Here is a 20,482-nt window from a genome sequence, read left to right as displayed (position 1 = left end):
CGATGCGCCCCGTCGAGCATGCGGACGCCGTCATCCTCGGCGGGGGAGCGGCCGGGCTGTCGCTCGTCTGCCACCTCGCGGAGTCGGCGTGGGACGGCGACCTCGTCGTGGTCGACGACGCCTCCCGCCCGCTCGACGGCCGCGCGTGGGCCTGGTGGAGCCGCGGCGAGCTCCTGCTCGACCGCATTGCCGAGAGCGTGCTGCCGACCGCGACGGTGGCCGGCGAGCGCTGGGCGCGCCGCATGCCCCTCGAGCCGTACGCCTACCGCACGCTCACCGGCCCCGCGCTCGGGTCCGCCGCCGACGAGGCGCTCGCGCGGCGCGGATGGCGACGCCTGACCGGACGGGCGATCGCCCTGTCGGGGGACGATGCGCGGGCGGCGGTCGCCGTCGACCTCCCGGGCGGCGGCACGGCCGACATCGCGGCGCGGTGGGTGCTCGACGGCGTGGGCCCGGGGGAGCCCCCGCGACCCGCGGACGCCGGTCCGCGCCTCGAGCTGGACGGCGTGACCATCGAGACCGAGGCCGACGCGTTCGACCCCGACGCCGTGACGCTCATGGACTTCCGCACCGACCAGGCCGACGGCCTCGCCTTCATGTATGTGCTGCCGTCGTCGGCCCGGCGCGCGCTCGTCGAACGCGTGCGGTTCGTGGTGCCCGGCGGCGAAGCCGCGGACGAGGCGCCCGTCGACGCGGCGCAGGCGCTCGACGCCTACCTCGGCGACGTCCTCGGGCTCGGCGACCACCGCATCGTCCCGCGGGAGCGCGGGTCCATCCCGCTCGACGCGCACCCCGCCGCGCGCGCGGCCGGCGCGGTCGTCCCCGTGGGCGCCCGCGCGGGCATGGTCAAGGCCAGCACCGGGTACGGGTTCGCGCGGATCCAGCGCCACTCGGCCGCCCTCGCCGCGGCGCTCGCGGCCGGGACCGACCCCGGGCGCGCGCTGCCGGCGAGCGCGTGGGCGCGCGTCCTCGACGGCGCGCTGCTGCGCGTGATCCGCGACGACCCGGCGGGTGCGCAGGAGGTGCTCGCGGCCCTGCTGCTGCGCCATCCCGTCGACCGGGTCCTGCGCTTCCTCGACGAGGAGGCGAGCGCCGCCGAGCAGCTGCGGATCGTCGCGTCGCTGCCCGAGTTCGCCCGCTCGCGGCTGCGCGCCTGGGCGGCGCCGGTGGCGCGGTGGTGACCGCCGCGACACGCTCGCCCGGCGCGCGACCAGGGGCTTCGCCGTCCTCGCGGTGCACGCGCGTACCCTTGCGACCCATGGGAACGGTGCCGTCGAGCGGCCGCGACGTCGCGGCGCGCCCCGTCGCGCGCCTCCACGGCCCCGCCGCGGCGGACCCGTCGACGCTGCGTTCCCACAACCTCGGCGTCGTCATGCGCATGCTGCGCGACGGCGCCCCGCTCAGCCGCAAGGACATCGAGCACGCGACCGGCATGGCCGCCGCCTCGGTCACCAACCTCGTCGCGGACCTGCAGTCCCGCGGGCTGGTCCGCGACGTCCACGGCGCCTCCGGCGAGGCGCGCGGCCGCGGGCGTCCGCGCGTCACCGTCGCCCAGGTGCCCGACCGCTGCGTCGCGCTCGCGGTGCGCATCGAGCGCACCCGCGTGACGGCGGAGCTGTACTCGAGCGCCGGCCTGCTGCTCGACTCGTCGACGCGCGGCGTCACGCTCGCGTGGGGCCAGCCCGGCGACTGCGCCGACGCGGTCGCGGCGCTCATCGCCAACGGCGAGGCCACGGCCCGCGAGCACGGAGGGGTGCTGCTCGCCTGCGTCGTCACGGTGCCCGGGCCCGTGGGACGCGACAACCGCATCGCCGACACGGCGGAGTTCGGGTGGGGCCACCTCGAGCTCGTCACGCTCATCCGCGCGGCCGGCGCGCCCGCCGGGCTCGCGATCGAGGTCATCAACGACGCCAACGCGGCGGCGCTCGCCGAGCACGCCGCGCTGCCGCAGCCGCGCCCTGACGTCATGCTCTACCTCGAGGGATCCGTCACCTCGGGGATCGGCGGCGGCGTGGTCGCCGACGGCAGGATCCTCCAGGGCGGCCGCGGCTACGGCGGCGAGATCGGCCACGTCACGGTCGACTGGCGCGGACGCTCGTGCGCCTGCGGCGCGAACGGCTGCCTCAACGCATACGTGGGTGCCGATGCGCTCCTCACGTCGGCGCGCCTGACCGAACTGGCCGAGCTCGGCGGCCGCCAGGCCGCGCTCGACGAGCTGCGCGCGCGGCTCGACCGCGGCGAGAAGCGCGCCGTCGACGTGGCGCTGCGCGCGGGAGACATCGTGGGCGCGGCCGTCCGCTCCGTGTACGACGTGGTCAACCCCACCACGCTCGTGCTCGGCGGTTACCTTGCCGGCCTGCGCCGCTGGCTCGAGCCCGGCATCCAGATGCAGCTCGCGCCGCGCACCGAGCGCCTCGCGCCCCTCGTGGTGGAGAGCAGCCGGCTGGGCCGCCGCGCCGGGCTCATGGGTGCCGCGCGTCACGGCCTCACGCCGATGTTCGACGACCCGACGCTCGTGCCCGTCGTCTCGAGCCCTGCGACGGCGACGGTCCCGGTCGCCTGACCGCGCCGCGCGTCCCGTCCCTGACCCTGGCCCCGATGTGCCTCTCCACACACGATCTGCATCGGGGACCGCTCTTCTCGGGGTTCATGGCGCGAGTTGCAGAGTTGACACGATTCATCCCGCGCGATGTGTGGAGAGGCGCATGCGGCGCGCGGAGACAGCTGGCGCACGCGGCGCGCGGAGACAGCTGGCCCATGCGGCGCGCGCCACGCCGGTCTCCGCGTCCGTGCCTGTATTGTCGACAATATTGTTGGTCGTGCGCGAGGCAGTGTGGCCGTCGCGCCGGAGGGAGGGTTCATGGCCGCCGATCCCCGCGTGCTGGACGAGCTGAGGGCCGCGATCCTGCGCGGCGAGTTCGCGCCCCGGCAGCGCCTGGTCGAGAGTGACCTCTGCGAGGCGTTCGACGCGAGCCGCTTCGCGATCCGCGCCGCGCTGCAGGCGCTCGAGGCCGACGGCCTGGTCGAGAGGCAACGCAACGTCGGCGCCCGCATCCGCGAGATATCGCTTGAGGAGGCGTGCGAGATCACCGAGGTCCGCCAGGTGGTCGAGGGGCTCATCGCGCGCCGCGCCGCCGAGCGGGTGAGCGACGAGGAGGCGACGGGGCTCGAGGCGATCGGGCGCCAGATGCACGACGCGGTGGCGGCGGGGGAGCTCGCGCTCTACAGCGACCTCAACGCGCGCCTGCACTCCTCGCTGCGCGACATCGCGCGCCACGAGAAGGCCAGCGGCATCATCGCCCAGCTCCACGGCCAGATGGTCCGCCACCAGTTCGCGCTGTCGCGCGTGCCGGGCCGCTCGAAGGTGTCGGTCCACCAGCACCAGGCGATCATCGACGCCGTGGTCGGGCGCGACCCCGACGGTGCCGAGGCGGCGATGAGGGCGCACATCGGGTCGGTGATCGAGGCCCTCCGCGGCATCGGGTGAGGCCCGCGCGGGCCGGCCGCGCGCATCGTGACCGAAAAGTTGCCAATATCGTCTACAAGATTGTCAACAATCTTGCTACGGTGGCCGTGCGGCACCTTCAAGGGTGAGGGTGCAGGTCTCAAGGAGGAGTCCATGCAGATCAAGTCCCCGTCCGCTCGGCTGCGTGCCGCGCTCGGCTCGATGGCCGCGGTGAGCGTCCTCGCGCTCGCCGCGTGCAGCTCGGACAGCCCGAGCACCACGGAGTCGTCGTCCGGCTCCATGCCCAGCGAGTCGGCCTCGTCCGGCGCGATGATGGAGCCCACCGACATCACGGTCGGCGTCATCCCCATCCTCGACGTGGCGCCCATCTACCTCGGCGTGCAGGAGGGCTTCTTCACCGACGAGGGCCTCAACGTCACCCTCGAGCTCGCCCAGGGCGGCGCGGCGATCGTCCCCGGCGTGGTGAGCGGCCAGTTCCAGTTCGGCTTCAGCAACACGACGTCCCTGATCCTCGCCCAGTCCAACGCCCTCGGGATCCAGGCGGTCGCGCCCGGCGTGTCCACGACGGGCGACGAGATGAAGGACTTCGGCGGCGTGCTCGTCAAGGCGGACTCCGGCATCTCGGGCTACAAGGACCTCGAGGGCAAGAAGGTCGCCGTCAACACGCTCAACAACATCAACACGTCGACCATCAACAAGGCCGTCACCGACGCGGGCGGCGACCCGTCGACCATCACCTACGTCGAGCTCGCGTTCCCCGACATCGTCCCCGCGATCGTGTCGGGCGACGTCGACGCCGGCCAGGTCGTCGAGCCGTTCCTCACCGTCGGCACGGGCCAGGACCTCACCAACCTCGGCTCGAACTACGCGCTGACGGACCCCAACCTCATGATCGCCGAGTACTTCACGTCCGCCGACTACGCGTCGTCGGACCCCGCGGTCGTGGACGCCTTCAAGGCGGCCATGGAGAAGTCGCTCGACTACGCGAATTCCAACCCCGACGCCGTCCGGGCGGTGCTCGCGACCTACACGAGCATGGACGAGGCCACGCAGCAGGCGGTCGTCCTGCCCAAGTGGCCCAGCACGATCGACTCCAACAGCGTCGACCTGCTCGCCCAGCTGGCCGTCACCGACGGCTTCCTCACCGAGGTGCCCGACCTGTCGGCGCTCAAGTGATCCCGGCCGGGGCCGCGGCGCGAGCCGCGGCCCCGGCACCACCCCCTGGAATCGACGAAGATTCGGAGCACCCGTGAGCTCGAGCCCAGCCACGCTGGCACCCGCCGCGACACGCGGCACCCCCCGCGCGCGGCGCGGCCGGCGCCGCCCGGACGCCTGGCTCGGCGTCCTCGGGGTCGCGATCGTCCTGGTCGGAGCGGAGACGCTCTCCCGCACCGGCATCGTCAACCCCGCCTTCCTTCCCCCGGTCAGCGAGATGTACGCGAAGCTGTTCCAGCTGCTCGGCGAGGCCGACTTCTGGCAGTCCCTGTGGCTGACCGTGCGCGGCTGGGCCGTGGGCCTCGGCGCCGCGATGGCGCTCGGCATCCTCGCCGGCTTCGTCATCGGCAGCCTGCCGTGGCTGCGGGCCGTGACGCGCTCCACCATCGAGTTCCTGCGCCCCATCCCGTCGGTCGCGCTCATCCCGCTCGTGGTGCTCATGTACGGCACCAAGCCGGCGTCGGCGTTCCTGCTCGTGCTCTACGCGGCGTTCTGGCAGGTGCTGGTCCAGGTGCTCTACGGCGTCGCGGACGTGGACCCGGTCGCGCGGGACACCGCGCGCTCGTACCGCTTCGGGCCGCTGCGCGTCGCCCGCAGCGTCATCTACCCGACCGCGCTGCCGTACATCATGACCGCGTTCCGCCTCGCGGCGGCCGTCGCGCTCATCCTCGAGATCACCGCCGAGCTCGTCATCGGCGTCCCCGGCCTCGGCCGCGACATCGGCGTCGCCCAGAGCTCCGGCGCCGTCGCCGAGACCTACGCGCTCGTCATCGTGGTCGGCCTCATCGGCGTCGCGGTCAACCTGCTCGCCCGCGTGGTCGAGCGCAAGGCCCTGTGGTGGCACCCGTCCGTGAGGAGCGAGGCCGCATGAGCATCGTCGCCCTGGCCCGCCGCGCCGCCATCGCGCTCGGCCTGCCGATCGTCCTGCTCGCCGCCTGGTGGGTCGCGTCCGCGGACTCGACCAGCCCGTTCTGGCCGCCGCTGCAGAAGATCATCCAGACGTTCCCCACCACGTGGACGTGGGACCGCTTCGTCGGCGACGTGGTGCCCAGCCTCACGCGGCTCGCCATCGGCTACGCGCTCGCGGTGATCGTCGGCATCGTGCTCGGCACCGCGATCGGTCTCATGCCCCGCCTGCGTGCGCTGTCCGAGCCCGTCCTCGAGTTCTTCCGGGCCATCCCGCCGCCCGTGATGGTGCCGATCATCGCCCTGTTCGCGGGCTACACCGGCTCGCTCGGCAAGGTCCTCACCATCGCGCTCGGCTGCCTGTGGCCCATCCTGCTCAACACGGTCGAGGGGGTGCGCGGCCTCGAGCCGACCCTCACCGACACGGCGCGCAGCTACCGGCTGAGCACGTGGCGCCGCCTGACGTTCGTGGTCCTGCCCGGCGCGAGCCCCCGCATCTTCGCGGGCGCCCGCCAGGCCCTGTCCATCGGCGTGATCCTCATGGTGATCTCGGAGCTGTTCGGGGCCAACCGCGGCCTCGGCGCCGCGATCGTGCAGTTCCAGAGGAGCTTCGCCATCCCCCAGATGTGGACCGGCATCATCGTGCTCGGCCTCATCGGAGTCGTGCTGGCGGCGCTCTTCCGCGCCGTCGAGAACCGGATGCTCGCCTGGTACCAGGGGCAGCGTCAGATCGAGCGAGGAGAGTAGATGTCCATCCTGAAGGCCCCCCTGACCTCGCTCCGACCCGAGCGGGAGACCCCCGCGCGGGACGATGCGGTCGCCCTGGACCTGCGCGGCGTCCAGAAGACGTACGACACCCCCGGGCGCCCCCAGGTCGAGGCGATCCGCCGCCTCGACTTCTCGATCCGCAAGGGCGAGCTCGTGTGCGTCGTGGGTCCCTCGGGCGCCGGCAAGACCACCCTGCTGCGCTCGATCGCGGGCCTGCTCGAGCTCACCTCCGGCGAGGTGGTCCTCGACGGCGCGACCGTGACGGGCCCGCCTCAGGGCATGGCGGTCGTGTTCCAGGAGTACGGCCGCTCGCTGTTCCCGTGGATGACGGTGCGCCAGAACGTCGAGCTGCCCCTCAAGGAGAAGGGCCTGGGCAAGGTGGAGCGGCGCGCCAAGGCGCTCACGGCGCTCGAGGAGGTGGGCCTCACCGAGGCCGCCGACCAGCACCCGTGGCAGCTGTCCGGCGGCATGCAGCAGCGCGTCGCGATCGCCCGCGCGATCGCGTACGAGCCCACCGTGCTCCTCATGGACGAGCCGTTCGCGGCGGTCGACGCGCAGACCCGCGCCGAGCTCGAGGACCTGGTGCGCTCCCTGTGGAAGCGCCTCGGCGTCACCGTGCTCTTCGTCACCCACGACATCGACGAGGCCGTCTACCTGGGCGAGCGCGTCATCGTCCTGTCGAACCGCCCGACCGTGCTCATGGAGGACGTGCGCGTGGACCTGCCCGCCAAGCGCGACCAGCTCACCACCCGCTCCGACGCGCGCTTCGGCGAGCTGCGCGGCCACGTCTACGCGCTCATCCAGCGCGCCAAGCGCGGCGACCGGCCCGACGCGCCCCTGCCCGGCGGGGGCGCCTGACATGGAGACGGTGATCCTCACCGACCCGCCGCGGCCGCCGCGCGCGACCGTCGACGCGTTCTCGCGCATCGGCGCCGCGACGGTGCACGAGGCGATGGGCCGCACCGGCCAGATCTCCGACCTGCGCCCCATCCAGCAGGGGGCGCGCCTCGCGGGCACGGCGGTCACGGTGATGAGCTGGCCCGGCGACAACCTCATGATCCACGCGGCGATCGAGCAGTGCGGGCCCGGCGACATCCTCGTCGTCACCACCCGCGAGCCGTCCTCGCACGGCATGTTCGGCGAGCTGTTCGCGACGGGCCTGCAGCGCCGCGGCGTCGCCGGCGCGATCATCGACGCCGGGGTGCGCGACACGCAGGAGCTGCGTGACATGGGCTTCCCGGTGTGGGCGCGCCACATCAACGTCATGGGCACCGTCAAGAACACGCCAGGCGCGGTCAACGTGCCCGTGATCGTGGGCGGCCAGGTCATCGATGCGGGCGACATCCTGGTCGCCGACGACGACGGCATCGTGGTGGTCCCGCGCGCGCGGGCGGACGATGCGCTGGACGCCTCGCGCGCCCGCCTCGCCAAGGAGGAGGCCACGCGGGACGCGTTCCTCGCGGGCGAGCTCGGGCTCGACCGCTACGGCATGCGCCCCGTGCTCGCCGAGCTCGGGGTGACCTACCGCCGCCACCCCGAGGCCGGGCCCGCATGACCGGCATCCCCTGCGCGCTCATGCGCGGCGGCACCTCGAAGGGCCCCGTGTTCCTCGCCTCCGACCTGCCCGCCGACCCCGCCGCGCGCGACGGCCTGCTGCTGCGCATCATGGGCAGCCCCGACGTGCGCCAGATCGACGGCCTGGGCGGGGCGCACCCGCTCACCAGCAAGGTCGCCGTCGTGAGCCCGTCGCCGGACGCGACGGCCGACGTCGACTACCTGTTCCTCCAGGTGGTGGTGGACGATGCGGTGGTCTCGACCTCGCAGACGTGCGGCAACATGCTCGCGGCGGTCGCGCCGTTCGCGATCGACCGCGGGCTGGTCCCGGCGCGCGACGGCGCCACCGAGGTGCGCGTGCGGCTGGTCAACACGGGCGCGATCGCGGCCCTCACCGTCCGCACCCCGGGCGGCGAGGTGACCTATGCGGGGGACGCCGCGATCTCCGGGGTGCCCGGCACCGCGGCGCCCATCGAGGTCGCGCTCGAGGGATCGTCCGGCGCGCTGCTGCCCACCGGCCGTCCCGTCGACGTGCTCGACGGGGTCGAGGCCACGCTCATCGACAACGGCATGAAGTCCGTGCTCGTGCGCGCCGCCGACCTGGGGCTGTCCGGGGGGGAGGCGCCCGCCGACCTCGAGGCGGACGCCGCCCTGGTGGAGCGCATCGTGCGCATCCGGGCCGCCGCGTTCCCGCTCATGGGCATCGACGGCACCCCCGAGACCACCACCACGCCCAAGATCGTGCTCGTGTCCGCGCCCGCCGCGGGCGGCGCGATCCGCACGCGCAGCTTCATCCCGTTCCGGGTCCACGAGGCCATCGGGGTGCTCGGCGCCTCGTCCGTGGCCGCGGCGGTGCGCGTGCCCGGCACGGTCGCCGACGGGCTCGCCGTCGCGCCGGCCGCAGGCGCCCCCCTGCGCGTCGAGCACCCCACCGGCTACCTGGACCTTCACGTCGACCCCGCCGCGGGCGACCGCACCGGCGTGGGGCCCGCGCGGGTGGTCCGGACGGCCCGCATGATCATGGACGGCCGGGTCTTCCCCCGGCCCTGACGAAGGAGCAACGATGCCCGCACCCCGCGGCTGGATCGCCCACCTCGGCTACGCGATGCTGAACACGCCCGACCTCGACGCGACCGTGTGGTTCTTCGAGAACATCCTCGGCATGACCGAGGTGCGCCGCGTCGACGGCATGGCGTTCCTGCGCGCGTACGACGACTACGAGGAGTGCTCGATCATCGCGTGCCAGGCCCCGCAGGCCGGGATCCGGCGCACCGCGTTCCGCGCCGCCAGCGAGGAGGCCCTCGAGGCGCGCGTCACCGCGATCCTCGACGCGGGCGGGACCGGGGAGTGGGAGGACGGCGTCGCCGGGCGCGGCCGCACGTTCGTCACCGCCGACCCGGACGGCCACGAGATCGCGCTGTACTACGACACCGTCTGGTACGAGGCCCCCGAGAACCTCGCCGCGGGGCTGAAGAACCAGGCGCAGGCCAAGCCCAACCGCGGCGTCGGGGTGCGCCGCTTCGACCACATCAACTTCCTCGCCGCGCGCCCGCTCGAGGCGTCGTCGTTCCACGTCGACCTCCTCGGCGCGCGCCCCACCGAGCAGATCCGCATGGACGACGGCCGCATCGCCGCGCAGTGGGTCTCGTTCGGGCAGAAGTCCTACGACGTGGTCTACACCGAGGACTGGACCGGCGGCTCGGGCCGCCTCCACCACCTCGCGTTCGCCACCGACACGCGGGAGGAGATCCTGCGCGCCGCCGACCTGTGCCTCGACCAGGGCGTCCACATCGAGACCGGCCCCCACAAGCACGCCATCCAGCAGACCTTCTTCCTCTACGTGTTCGAGCCGGGCGGCAACCGCATCGAGCTGTGCAACCCGCTCACCCGCCTGGTGCTCGCGCCCGACTGGCCGCTGGTGACGTGGACGGAGCCCGAGCGCAGGCGCGGGCAGGCGTGGGGGCTGGGCACCATCGAGACGTTCCACACGCACGGCACCCCGCCCATGGAGGGGCAGGACGACCGCGTCTACCGGCCCACCGGGATGCTGGGGAAGCGTCCCAGCGGGGACGCGCGGCGATGACCGGCGCCGGGGCGGGCGCGCCGCGGGTCGCCCTCATCGGGCTCGGCGAGGTGGGTCGGGTCTTCGTCGAGGACCTGCGGGCGCTCGGCGTCACGGAGATCGCGGCGTGGGACACGGCCTTCGGGGACGATGCGTCGCGCGCGTCGGCGAACGCCCGCGCCCTGGGCGTGACGCCGGCGGCCTCGGCGGTCGAGGCCGTCGCGGGCGCGACCCTCGTGGTGTCCGCGGTGACGGCCATGAACTCCGTGGCCGCCGCATCGTCCGCCGCCGTGGGGCTCGCGCCTGGCGCGTGGTTCGTGGACCTCAACTCGAGCTCGCCGGGCCACAAGCGCGAGGCCGGCGCGGCGGTCGAGGCCTCGGGTGGGCGCTACGTCGAGGCGGCGCTGATGTCGCCCATCGAGCCGCGCCGCCTCGCCTCGCCGTTCCTGCTCGGCGGGCCGCACGCCGCATCGTTCCTGGTCGACGCCCCGTCCTACGGGCTGGTCGGGGCGACCGCGGGCTCGGAGGAGATCGGGGTGGCCGCCGCGACCAAGCTGTGCCGCTCCGTGGTGGTCAAGGGGCTCGAGGCGCTGCTGTCGGAGTCGCTGCTCGCGGCCCGCGCGTACGGCGTCGAGCGCGACGTGCTCGACTCGCTGTCGAACATCCTGCCCGAGGCCGACTGGGACGCGATCGCCGGCTACTTCATGTCCCGCTCGCTCCAGCACGGGGTGCGGCGCGCGGAGGAGATGGAGGAGGCCGCCGCGACCGTCGCCGACGCGGGGGTGACGCCGTGGATGGCGACCGCCACCGTCGAGCGGCAGCGGTGGGCGGCGCGCTACGGGGAGGTGCTCCCCGCATCGTCCACCGTGGGGCTCGTCGACGCCGTGCGGGCGGCGGCGGGCCTGGACGCCGAGGTGGACGCGTGATCATCGACTGCCACGGGCACTACACGACCGCGCCCGCCGCGCACGCCGCATGGCGCGAGGCGCAGCTCGCGGCGTGGGAGGAGGGCGTCGCCGCGCCGGCCTATCCGGACATCCCCGACGCGGACATCCGCGAGACCATCGAGTCCAACCAGCTGCGGCTCATCCGCGAGCGCGGCGCGGACCTCACGATCTTCTCGCCGCGCGCCTCCGCGATGGGCCACCACCTGGGGGACCTGTCCACCTCGGTGGCGTGGACGGAGGCATGCAACGACCTCATCGCGCGCGTGGTCGGCCTGTTCCCGGGGGTGTTCGCGGGCGTCGCCCAGCTGCCGCAGGCGCCGGGCGAGGGGCTCGACGCCGCGGTGCGCGAGGTCGAGCGGCGCGTCGCCGAGGGCTTCGTGGGCGTCAACCTCAACCCCGATCCCAGCGGCGGCCGCTGGACCGCGCCGCCGCTCACCGACCGCTACTGGTACCCGCTGTACGAGACGCTCGTCGCGCACGACCTGCCCGCCATGATCCACGTCTCCGCGTCCGCCAACCCGGCGTTCCACGCGACCGGCGCGCACTACATGAACGCCGACACGACCGCGTTCATGCAGCTGCTCCAGGGCGACCTGTTCGCCGACCTCCCGGCCCTGCGCCTGGTGATCCCGCACGGCGGGGGAGCGGTGCCGTACCACTGGGGCCGCTACCGTGGCCTCGCGGACATGCTCGGCAGGCCCGCGCTCGCGGACCACCTCCTGGGCAACGTGTTCTTCGACACGTGCGTCTACCACCAGCCGGGGATCGACCTGCTGATGTCGGTGATCCCGCACGCGAACGTCCTGTTCGGCTCGGAGATGGTGGGCGCGGTGCGCGGGATCGACCCCGAGACCGGCCACTACTTCGACGACACGCTGCGCTACGTCGAGGCCGCGGGGCTGAGCGACGCGGACCGCGAGGCGGTGCTGTCGGGCAACGCGATGCGGGTCTATCCGCGGCTCGCGGCGGCGCTCGCGCGGGCGTGACCGCCTCGCCACCGTGGCGCCCCGATGCGCCTCTCCACACGGATTCTGCGTTGGTGACCGCTGCTCTCGGGGTTCGTGCCGGGAGTTGCAGCATTGACACGATTCATTCGTCGCGTTGTGTGGAGGGGTGCATCGGGGGTGACGGTCAGGTGCCGCTCGCGAACGGGTGGATACTGCTGGGGCGGGGTCCTCATGGACCTGCCGATGGGGGACCTCGTCCGACAGCTGGAGGATTGATGTCCCACGACGGACGCGCGCCGCGCGTCGCCTGGATCGTGTTCGTCGCGGCGGTGGCCGCCTACTTCGTCGCCGTGGTGCATCGCACGGCGCTCGGCGTCGCCGGCCCCGTGGCCGTCGACCGCTTCGGGATCGAGGCCACGGGCCTCGCGATGCTCTCCGTCACGCAGATCGGCGCGTACGCGCTCATGCAGATCCCCGCGGGACGGCTGATCGACAAGCTGGGCCCGCGCGCGGTCATGGTGACGGGGCTGCTCGTCATGTCCGCCGGCCAGCTGGTCCTCGCGCACGCGCACTCGCTGAGCCTCGCGATCGTCGCGCGCGTCCTCATCGGCGCGGGCGACGCGCCCATCTTCATCGGCGCGAGCCGCCTGGTCAGCGAATGGTTCCCGCCGCGCCAGGTGCCCGTGCTGGTCCAGGTGACCGGCCTCATCGGCCAGGCCGGCCAGCTCGCGAGCGCCATCCCCGTCGCGGCGCTGCTGCACGCGGCCGGCTGGTCGGCGACCTTCTCGATCCTCGCCGCCGCGGGCGTGGTGGTCGCGGTCGGCGCCGGCCTGGGGCTGCGCAGGCCGCCCGCCACGCAGGAGGAGCTCGAGCGCGAGCGGCTGTGGGCCGCCGTGCGCGGCGCGACCGGGCCCGCCGGCACGCGCCTGGGCTTCTGGGTGCACTTCGTCACGCCGTTCATGGCCAACACGGTCGCCCTGCTGTGGGGCGTGCCGTTCCTCGTCGACGGCCAGGGCGTGTCCGCGAAGCAGGCGAGCCTGCTGCTGAGCGTGCTGACCGTGTCCGCGATGGCGAGCGGCCCGATCGCCGGCATCTTCGCCGCGCGCCACCCGCTGCGGCGCACGTGGCTCGTGCTCGGCTCCGCGATCACCACCGCGGTCGCGTGGGCCGCCGTGCTCGCCTTCGACACCCCGCGGCCGCTGTGGCAGCTGGCGCTCCTCATGGTCGCGACGGGCATCGGCGGCCCCGTGTCCATCGTCGGCATCGACTTCGCGCGCACCTTCACCGAGAAGGATCGCCTCGCGACCGCCAGCGGCTTCGTCAACATGGGCGGCTTCGTCGCCACCATCGTCGCGGTGCTCACCGTGGGCCTCACGCTCCAGGCGGTGTCGCCTCCCGGCGCGGCGACGTACACGCTCGGCGAGTACCGGATCGCGTTCTCCCTGCTCGTGGTGCCGTGGGCGGTCGGGCTGTGGGGCGTCATCCACCACCGCCGCCTCGCGCGCCGCGACCTCGAGCGCGACGGCATCGTGGTGCCGACCCTGCGCGAGGCGCTCCAGCGGGTGCGCGGCTGACGCGTCCCCGGACGATGCGCCGGCCGGGTGGATACTGACCCGGCGGGCCGCGTGACCCGCGCCCCCACGAGGAGACCCGCATGAGCCTTGACGAGCGCGCGCCGCGCGCCGCGTGGATCGTCTACGGCTCGGCCGTGGTCGCCTACTTCGTGGCGATCGTCAACCGCACGGTGCTGGGCGTCGCGGGCGTCGAGGCGCTCGACCGCTTCGGGATCCAGGCGACCGGCCTCGCGGTGCTGTCCGTGGCCCAGGTCGCGGCGTACGCGGTGCTGCAGGTGCCGGCGGGCCGGCTCATGGACCGGTACGGGGCGCGGGCGATCATGTCCGCGGGCCTCGTGGTGATGGCGCTCGGCCAGACCGCGCTCGCGTTCACCCACGCGCTGCCGCTCGCGATCCTCGCGCGGGTGCTCATCGGCGCCGGCGACGCGCCCATCTTCATCGGGGCCACGCGCCTCATCGCGCTGTGGTTCCCCGCGCGACGCGTGCCGATCCTGGTCCAGGTGACCGGCCTCATCGGCCAGGGGGGCCAGCTCGCCACCGCGATCCCGGTGGCCGCCCTGCTGCACTCCGTCGGCTGGTCGACCACCTTCTCCGTCATCGCGGCCGTGAGCGTCGCGGTCGGCGTCGCGGCGGGCCTGGGCCTGCGCAACCCGCCCGCCGACGGCCCGGCGGACGCCCCCGAGGGCATGTGGGCGGCGGTGCGCGGCACGGTCGGCGTCTCGGGCGCGCGGCTGGGCTTCTGGGCGCACTTCGTCACCCTGTTCCCCGTCAACACGCTCGCGCTGCTGTGGGGCGTGCCGTTCTTCGTCACCGCGCAGGAGAAGACCCCCGCCCAGGCGAGCCTGCTGCTCACGTGCCTCACCCTGTCGGCGATGGCGGGCGGCCCCGTCATCGGGTGGCTCACGGGGCGGTACCCGCTGCGGCGCTCGTGGCTGGTGCTCGGCTCGGCGTCGCTCACGTTCGTCGCCTTCGCGACCCTCCTCGCGTTCGACACCCCGCGGCCCATGTGGCAGCTCGTGCTCTTCACGCTCGCGATCGGGCTCGGCGGGCCCGCGTCCGCCGTGGGCTTCGACTTCGCGCGCACGTTCACCGAGCGCCGCCGCATGGGCACCGCGAGCGGGTTCGTCAACGTCGGCGGCTTCGGCGCGACCATCCTGTCGGTCCTCACCGTCGGGCTCGTGCTGCAGGTGGCCTCGCCCGCGGGCGCCACCGTGTACTCGCTCGACGAGTACCGGCTCGCGTTCGGCGTGCTGGTGATCCCGTGGGCCGTCGGCGTCGCGGGCGTGCTGTCCTCGCGGCGGCGCACGCGCGCGGCGATGGCGGGGGAGGGCGTGGTGGTCCCGCCGCTGCGCGAGTCCCTGCGCCGCCGGCGCGGCTGACACGCCGCGCGCCCGCCCGCCGCGTTGCTGCGCACGGTCTGACCCGCGACACGCGGGCACCGTGAGCATGTGAGCGTGTCCAGGCCGGCGTGTCCGCATGGGGACCGTGCTGAGCGAATCGGGGGCGGGGGCGGGGGCGGGGCCACGGGGGCACGGGACCGAGGTCCGGCGCGCCCGGTCCGCGCCGCGCCTAGCCTGAGGCGAGCCTGGGAGGACCCGTGACCGCACCGCCCGACCGCGCGCCGCGTGCCGCCTGGCTCGTGCTCGTCGCGGGCATGGCGCTGTACTTCGTCGCGATCGTCAACCGCACCGCGCTCGGCGTCGCGGGCGTGGACGCGCTCGACCGCTTCGGGATCGAGGCCGCGTGGCTGTCGATCCTCGCGGTCGCGCAGGTCGCGACCTATGCCGCGCTCCAGCTCCCCTCGGGCGCGCTGCTCGACCGGTGGGGAGCGCGCCGGCTCATGGTCGGGGGCGCCGTCCTCATGACCGTCGGCACCGCGCTGCTCGCCGTCACCACGTCGCTCCCGCTCGCGATCCTCGCGCGCGTCCTCATCGGCGCGGGCGACGCCCCCATCTTCATCTCGGCGTGCCGGCTCATCCCGCTGTGGTTCCCCGCGCGCCGCGTGCCCGTGCTCGTGCAGGTGACGGGGCTCGTGGGCCAGGCCGGCCAGCTCGCGACCTCGATCCCGGTCGCCTGGCTGCTGCACGGCCTCGGCTGGGACGCCACCTTCGCGGTGCTCGCCGCGGTGACGCTCGCGGTCGGCGCGCTCGCGGCGCGAGCCATCGGGGTGCCCGCCGCCCAGCCGCCCGCGTCGCCCGGCCCGGCCCCCGCATCGTCCCTGCGCGCGTCCATCCGCGCGGCCGCCCGCCCGGCGGGTACGCGCCTGGGCTTCTGGACGCACTTCCTGTCGCTGTGCTCGGCGAACACGGTCGCGCTGCTGTGGGGCGTGCCGTTCTTCGTGTCGACGCAGGGGCTCACGCTCGGCCAGGCGAGCGCGCTGCTCATGGTCATCACGCTCACCAAGATGGCTGCCGGCCCGCTCGCGGGCGCGTTCACGGCGCGCCACCCGCTGCGCCGCAGCTGGCTGGTGCTCGCGTCCGCCGTCGCGACGCTTCTCGCGTGGGTGGCGATCCTGGTCCCGGACACGCCGCGGCCGGTGTGGGAGCTGGGGGTGCTCATGGCGGTGATCGGCGCGGGCGGGCCCGTGTCGCTCATCGCGCTCGACTACGCCCGCACGTTCGGCCCCGAGGAGGCGATGGGCGCCGCGACCGGGTTCGTCAACGTCGGCGGCTTCGTGTCGACCATCGCGGGCATCGTGCTCGTCGGCGTGACTCTCCAGGCGGTCTCGCCCGCCGGCGTCACCGACTACTCCCTGGACGCCTACCGCGTCGCCTTCGCGACCCTGCTCATCCCGTGGGCGATCGGGGTCGCCGGGGTGCTGCGCAACCGGCGCCTGGCGCGCGCCGACATGGCCGCCGCCGGCGTGGTGGTCCCGCCCCTGCGGGAGGCGCTGCGTCGCCCCCGATAGGGGACGATGCGGGCGTTAACATCGGGTTTCGTCCACCGGTTTGACGCGGGGCCCGGTGGGGTCCCAGAATCCTCCCAACAGTGCGTGTCGGCTGCGAAAGTCGGCGCGCACTGTCCCTTTTTCCGGAGTGTCCGGCTCGCGTGGATCGCGGCGCGCTCCCGGTGCCCGGCGAGGCGGCGTGGTGGCCCCTCGCACCGTGACCCGACCGTTACCGTAGGACGGTGGTCGACTACATCGGGCGCGCGCTCGTCGCGGACGCCCTTCGCGAATGGCGGGAGCAGCTCCAGCAGCTGGCGACCGTGTCGCCCCTGCGGGACCTCGCGCTGAGCGAGACCACCGTCGTCGACCTGCGCGGCTCGCACCCCGGCGGCCTCGCGCCGCTCTTCGCGGGCCGCCCCACCTCGCTCGCCGCGCTCGTCCGCGACCCCGAGCACTACGCCCAGGCCCTGCACCGCCTGCGCGTGATCCGCGAGAGCGCGGACCGCGTCAAGGCCGCGACCGGCGTGTGGACCGCATCGATGGTGGTCGGCACCGTCGCGTGGGACGAGGACTCCCGCCGTCGCGAGATGCCGCTCGTCATGCGGCCCGTGCACTTCGAGCCCGGCCGCCAGGGCGACATGCTGCTGACGATGCTCGACGCCGTCGCCGTCAACCCCGTGTTCCTGTCCGAGGCCCGCTCCCGCGGCGTCGACGCCGGGCTCGCCGCCGTGGCCCCGCAGGCGGGGCCGGGCCTCGAGTTCGACCCCCGCCCCCTGTGGCAGCACGTCCGCACGCTCGACGAGGCGTTCCCCGGCATCGACGTCGCCGACCGGCTGTTCGTGGGCGCGTTCGACGACCCGGAGCAGCGCCTCCTCGACGACCTGGACGACATGGACGCCGTCATCGGCGCCTCCGACGTGCTCGCCGCGACCGCGGGCGACCGCGACGCCCAGGCGATGCTCGCGCAGCCGCTCCCGGCGTTCCCGCAGGGCGACCGCGACCCGTTCGCCGAGCGCGGCGTCGGTGACCTGGACGACGCCGAGTTCGCGGCGCTCGACCTCATCGCCACCGGCCGCTCCGTGTTCCTCCAGGCGCCGCCCGGGTCCGACCCCATGGGCACCGTCGCCGCCATCGTCGCCGACGCCGCCGCGTCCGGCCGCGCCGTCATGGCCGTCGGCGGCACCGAGCAGTCGGTGCGGTCCGTCGCCCGGCGCCTCGACCACGTCGGCGCGTCCGACGCGTACGTCTCCGGCGCGGTCGCCTCGTGGAACGAGACCGCCCGGCGCCGCCTGCTCACGTCGATGACCATGGGCGTCGAGGACGTCGACGACGAGGACCTGCGCCGGGCCGGCGAGGGCCTGCTCCACGCCCGCCACGAGCTCCAGGCGCGCCTCGACGCGCTCCACCGCCCGCATCGTCCCTGGGACGTGAGCGCGTACGACGCCGTCCAGGCGGTCGTGCGGCTCATCTCCACCGCGCCCGCGCCGCAGACGCAGCTGCGGCTGGGCGCCGAGGCGGCCGCGCTGGTCGCCGAGCACGGTTTCGCGTCCGTCACGCTCGCCATGGTCGAGCGGCTGCGGCCCGAGTCGCCCGCGGACGAGGAGGCGCCGGCGCCCGAGGCCGCCGCCGTCGTGCTCGTGCCCTGGTGGCACGAGGTCACGTCCGACCCCGCGGAGGGCGCGCGCCTCGACGAGGCGCTCGCGACGCTCGTGGTGCGGCACCTGCCGAAGATGCGCGCCGAGGCGCAGATCGCGGCGCACGAGACCGGCATGGACGAGGCCCGCACCATCACCGCGTGGGCCGAGCAGGTCGGGCTGTTCACCGACCTGCGCGACACCCTCGAGATCTTCTCGCCCGCGGTGTTCCACCGCTCGCTGCACGACCTGGTGGCCGCCACCGCGCCGCCCGGCACGCCGCAGGCGGGCGAGCTCGCGCGCCGCGACCGTCGCGCGCTGCGCCGCCGCGCCGTCGAGCTGCTGCGCCCCGGCCGCACCAAGGACGACCTCCACGAGAACCTCGCCGCCGCCCACGCGCAGGCGCTGCGCTGGCGCGCCCACTGCTCCGCCGGCGGCTGGCCCGTGGTGCCCGACGACTTCGACCTCTACGCCGACCGCATCGAGAACGTGCTGCGCCTGTGGTCGCGCATCGCCGGGCCCGTCGCGCAGGTGTCGGGCGAGGCCGACCTGCTCGACCAGCCGTGGGAGCGCGTGCGCGAGGTGCTCGAGCGCCTCGCGGAGGGCGTGCCCGGCACCCTCGAGGCCGCCGAGGAGGTGCCCGTCGAGCGCGACCTCGACGCCGCAGGCCTGGGCCCGCTGCTCGCCGAGCTCGCCGCGCGCGACGCGTCCGCCGAGCAGGTGCGCCGCGACCTCGAGTTCGCGTGGTGGGCCTCGGCGTTCGACGCGATCGTGTCGGCCGACCCGCGCCTGACCGAGGAGGGCGCCGTCGGCCGCGTGGTCGAGGAGTTCCTCGCACGCGACCGCGACTTCGCCGCCGCGCGCGTGGGCCCGCTCATGCGCGCCGTCGCGGAGCGCCGCCGCATCGCGATCGCCCGCCACCCCGACTTCGCGCGCGACCTGTTCGCGACCCTGGTCGAGGGCGCCGACGCGCCCTACCGCGACCTGTGGCGCGACCACGCGCCGCTCGTGAGCGCGCTGCGCCCGATCACGCTCGCGACCGCCGAGCAGGTGTCGCGGCTCGCCCCGCCGTCGCGTTGCCTGGACCTCGCGGTCGTGTTCGGCGCTGAGTCGCTCGCGCTCGCCGAGACCGTCCCCGCGCTCGCCCGCGCCCGCCAGATCGTGGTGGTCGGAGACGCGGAGTCCGCGACCCGCTCCGCCGTGTCCGTGTTCGCGCGCATGCTGCCGCGCGTGCCGCTGCACGCCCTGCCCCAGCCGCGCGACCCGCGCGTGAGCGGGGTGCTCGGCTCCCTCGCCTACGGCCGCGCGCTCAGCTCGCTGCCCTCGGCCGGCGAGCCGCACGCACTCGACGTCACCGTGCTCGACGCGCGCGGCGCGGCCGTGGCCGGCACCCGCGCCGTGGAGTCCACGCGCGCCGAGGTCGCCGCCGTCGTCGAGCACGCCGACCGCATCGTCCACGCGCTGCCGCGCCGCACCGTCGTGGTGGCCGCCGGCAACGAGCTCCACGCCGCGCGCCTGCGCGACGCCCTCGAGGAGCGGGGCGCGCGCCTGGCCGAATCCGTCGCCGTGGTGACGCTCGGCAACGCCGCGGGCATCGACGCCGACGAGGTCATCCTGTCGCCCGGCTACGCGCGCGACGCCGAGGGCACCCTGCCCGCGCGCCTGGGCGTGCTGTCCGAGGAGTGGGGCGCGCACGCGCTCGCCCAGGCCGTCGTGGCGAGCCACGAGCGGCTCACCGTGGTCACCGCGCTCGGCGCCGACGACCTCGCCGCGATCGCCGAGGGCACCGAGGGCGACGGGGTCGACGGCCTGCGCGAGCTGGTGGTCGCGGTCGCGGCCGCCCCCGTGCCGCCCGAGCGCCCCGAGCCCGCGCCGGGGGACTGGCTGCTCGCGGACATCGCGGGTCGACTCCGCGCCCAGGGCTTCGCCGTCCACGTCCGCTACGGTGCGGGCGCGGACGCGATCCCGCTCGTGGTCGGCGGCCGCCACGACCGGGGCTTCCGCGTCGCCGTCGTCACCGACGAGGCCGCCCACGGCGGCTCCGTCAGCGTGCGCGACCGCATGCGCCGCCAGTACGCGAGCCTCGAGGCGCTCGGCTGGACCGTCGTGTCGCTGTGGACGCTCGACGTGTTCATGGACCCCGAGGCTGCCGTCGCCGCGATCGTCGACGCGGTCGAAGGGCAGCGGGCGCCGCTCGTGTGGGAGCAGCCGACGCTCGACCTGGGCGTCGAGACGTCCGAGATCCGGGTGCCCGTCGAGGAGGCGTTCGACCTCGAGGCCGTCGCCGAGGTCACGGGCGCGACCACCGCGCTGCGCGTCGAGGAGCACCTGCCCGAGCCCGAGCCGGCGCCGGTCGAGGCCCCCGACGTCACGCTCGGCATCTCGGTCATGCTCGCCGAGCAGATCCTCGCGGACAAGGTCGAGACCCGCGCCCTCGCGGTGCAGGCCGAGCTCGAATTGGACGCGACCGCCGCCGAGGCGGACGATGAGCCCATGAACGACGACCCCGAGACGCCCGCCCC

At 74.7% G+C, this 20,482-nt stretch carries 16 protein-coding genes; all 16 read left to right on the top strand.

What is annotated here, in order from left to right:
- Positions 1–2: 2 nt before the first annotated feature.
- Positions 3–1,181: a lycopene cyclase family protein gene (locus AOM04_RS02955; protein WP_062461973.1), complete on the top strand. Its 1,179-nt coding sequence runs from the start codon at positions 3–5 to the stop codon at positions 1,179–1,181.
- Between the two features lie 77 nt (positions 1,182–1,258).
- A complete protein-coding gene (locus AOM04_RS02950; protein WP_062461970.1) occupies positions 1,259–2,563 on the top strand; it encodes an ROK family protein in 1,305 nt (434 codons plus the stop codon).
- Between the two features lie 297 nt (positions 2,564–2,860).
- Complete coding sequence (locus AOM04_RS02945) at positions 2,861–3,487, top strand: GntR family transcriptional regulator (protein WP_062462381.1); 627 nt, start codon at positions 2,861–2,863, stop codon at positions 3,485–3,487.
- Positions 3,488–3,619: 132 nt separating this feature from the next.
- Positions 3,620–4,642 (top strand): ABC transporter substrate-binding protein, encoded by a 1,023-nt coding sequence (locus tag AOM04_RS02940; protein WP_082104310.1) that lies wholly within the window; start codon positions 3,620–3,622, stop codon positions 4,640–4,642.
- 73 nt (positions 4,643–4,715) lie between these two features.
- The gene (locus AOM04_RS02935) at positions 4,716–5,552 is read left to right on the top strand and encodes an ABC transporter permease (RefSeq protein ID WP_082104309.1); all 837 of its coding nucleotides are present in this window, start codon (positions 4,716–4,718) and stop codon (positions 5,550–5,552) included.
- The gene (locus AOM04_RS02930) at positions 5,549–6,334 is read left to right on the top strand and encodes an ABC transporter permease (protein ID WP_062461965.1); all 786 of its coding nucleotides are present in this window, start codon (positions 5,549–5,551) and stop codon (positions 6,332–6,334) included. Before AOM04_RS02935 ends, AOM04_RS02930 begins: the two co-directional genes overlap by 4 nt.
- Positions 6,335–7,213, top strand: coding sequence for an ABC transporter ATP-binding protein (locus AOM04_RS02925; protein WP_082104308.1), 879 nt, complete (start codon positions 6,335–6,337; stop codon positions 7,211–7,213).
- Position 7,214: 1 nt separating this feature from the next.
- Entirely contained in the window at positions 7,215–7,910 is a 696-nt protein-coding gene (locus tag AOM04_RS02920) for a 4-carboxy-4-hydroxy-2-oxoadipate aldolase/oxaloacetate decarboxylase (protein ID WP_062461962.1), read from the top strand.
- Positions 7,907–8,959 (top strand): 4-oxalomesaconate tautomerase, encoded by a 1,053-nt coding sequence (locus AOM04_RS02915; RefSeq protein ID WP_062461959.1) that lies wholly within the window; start codon positions 7,907–7,909, stop codon positions 8,957–8,959. The genes AOM04_RS02920 and AOM04_RS02915 overlap by 4 nt, the downstream gene beginning before the upstream one ends.
- A 13-nt stretch (positions 8,960–8,972) precedes the next feature.
- Positions 8,973–9,992: a VOC family protein gene (locus AOM04_RS02910; RefSeq protein ID WP_082104307.1), complete on the top strand. Its 1,020-nt coding sequence runs from the start codon at positions 8,973–8,975 to the stop codon at positions 9,990–9,992.
- On the top strand, positions 9,989–10,897 hold the full coding sequence (locus tag AOM04_RS02905; protein WP_062461956.1) for an NAD(P)-dependent oxidoreductase: 909 nt from the start codon (positions 9,989–9,991) through the stop codon (positions 10,895–10,897). The genes AOM04_RS02910 and AOM04_RS02905 overlap by 4 nt, the downstream gene beginning before the upstream one ends.
- The gene (locus AOM04_RS02900; protein ID WP_062461952.1) at positions 10,894–11,904 is read left to right on the top strand and encodes an amidohydrolase family protein; all 1,011 of its coding nucleotides are present in this window, start codon (positions 10,894–10,896) and stop codon (positions 11,902–11,904) included. The genes AOM04_RS02905 and AOM04_RS02900 overlap by 4 nt, the downstream gene beginning before the upstream one ends.
- A 236-nt stretch (positions 11,905–12,140) precedes the next feature.
- Positions 12,141–13,439: an MFS transporter gene (locus AOM04_RS02895; RefSeq protein WP_062461949.1), complete on the top strand. Its 1,299-nt coding sequence runs from the start codon at positions 12,141–12,143 to the stop codon at positions 13,437–13,439.
- An 80-nt stretch (positions 13,440–13,519) separates the two neighbouring features.
- Positions 13,520–14,818 carry an MFS transporter gene (locus tag AOM04_RS02890; protein WP_062461946.1) on the top strand — a complete coding sequence of 433 codons (1,299 nt, stop codon included), beginning with the start codon at positions 13,520–13,522 and terminating at the stop codon, positions 14,816–14,818.
- Positions 14,819–15,036: 218 nt separating this feature from the next.
- Positions 15,037–16,347: an MFS transporter gene (locus tag AOM04_RS02885; RefSeq protein ID WP_228373594.1), complete on the top strand. Its 1,311-nt coding sequence runs from the start codon at positions 15,037–15,039 to the stop codon at positions 16,345–16,347.
- Between the two features lie 221 nt (positions 16,348–16,568).
- Positions 16,569–20,482: PDDEXK-like endonuclease domain-containing protein (locus tag AOM04_RS02880; protein WP_062461939.1), on the top strand; the 3,914-nt coding region annotated here is incomplete at its 3' end.

The organism is Demequina soli (assembly GCF_000971195.1).
In the GTDB taxonomy this organism is placed as follows: domain Bacteria; phylum Actinomycetota; class Actinomycetes; order Actinomycetales; family Demequinaceae; genus Demequina; species Demequina soli.
Note: the sequence above shows the minus strand (reverse complement) of the source record. Positions and strands in the feature narration are given on the sequence as shown.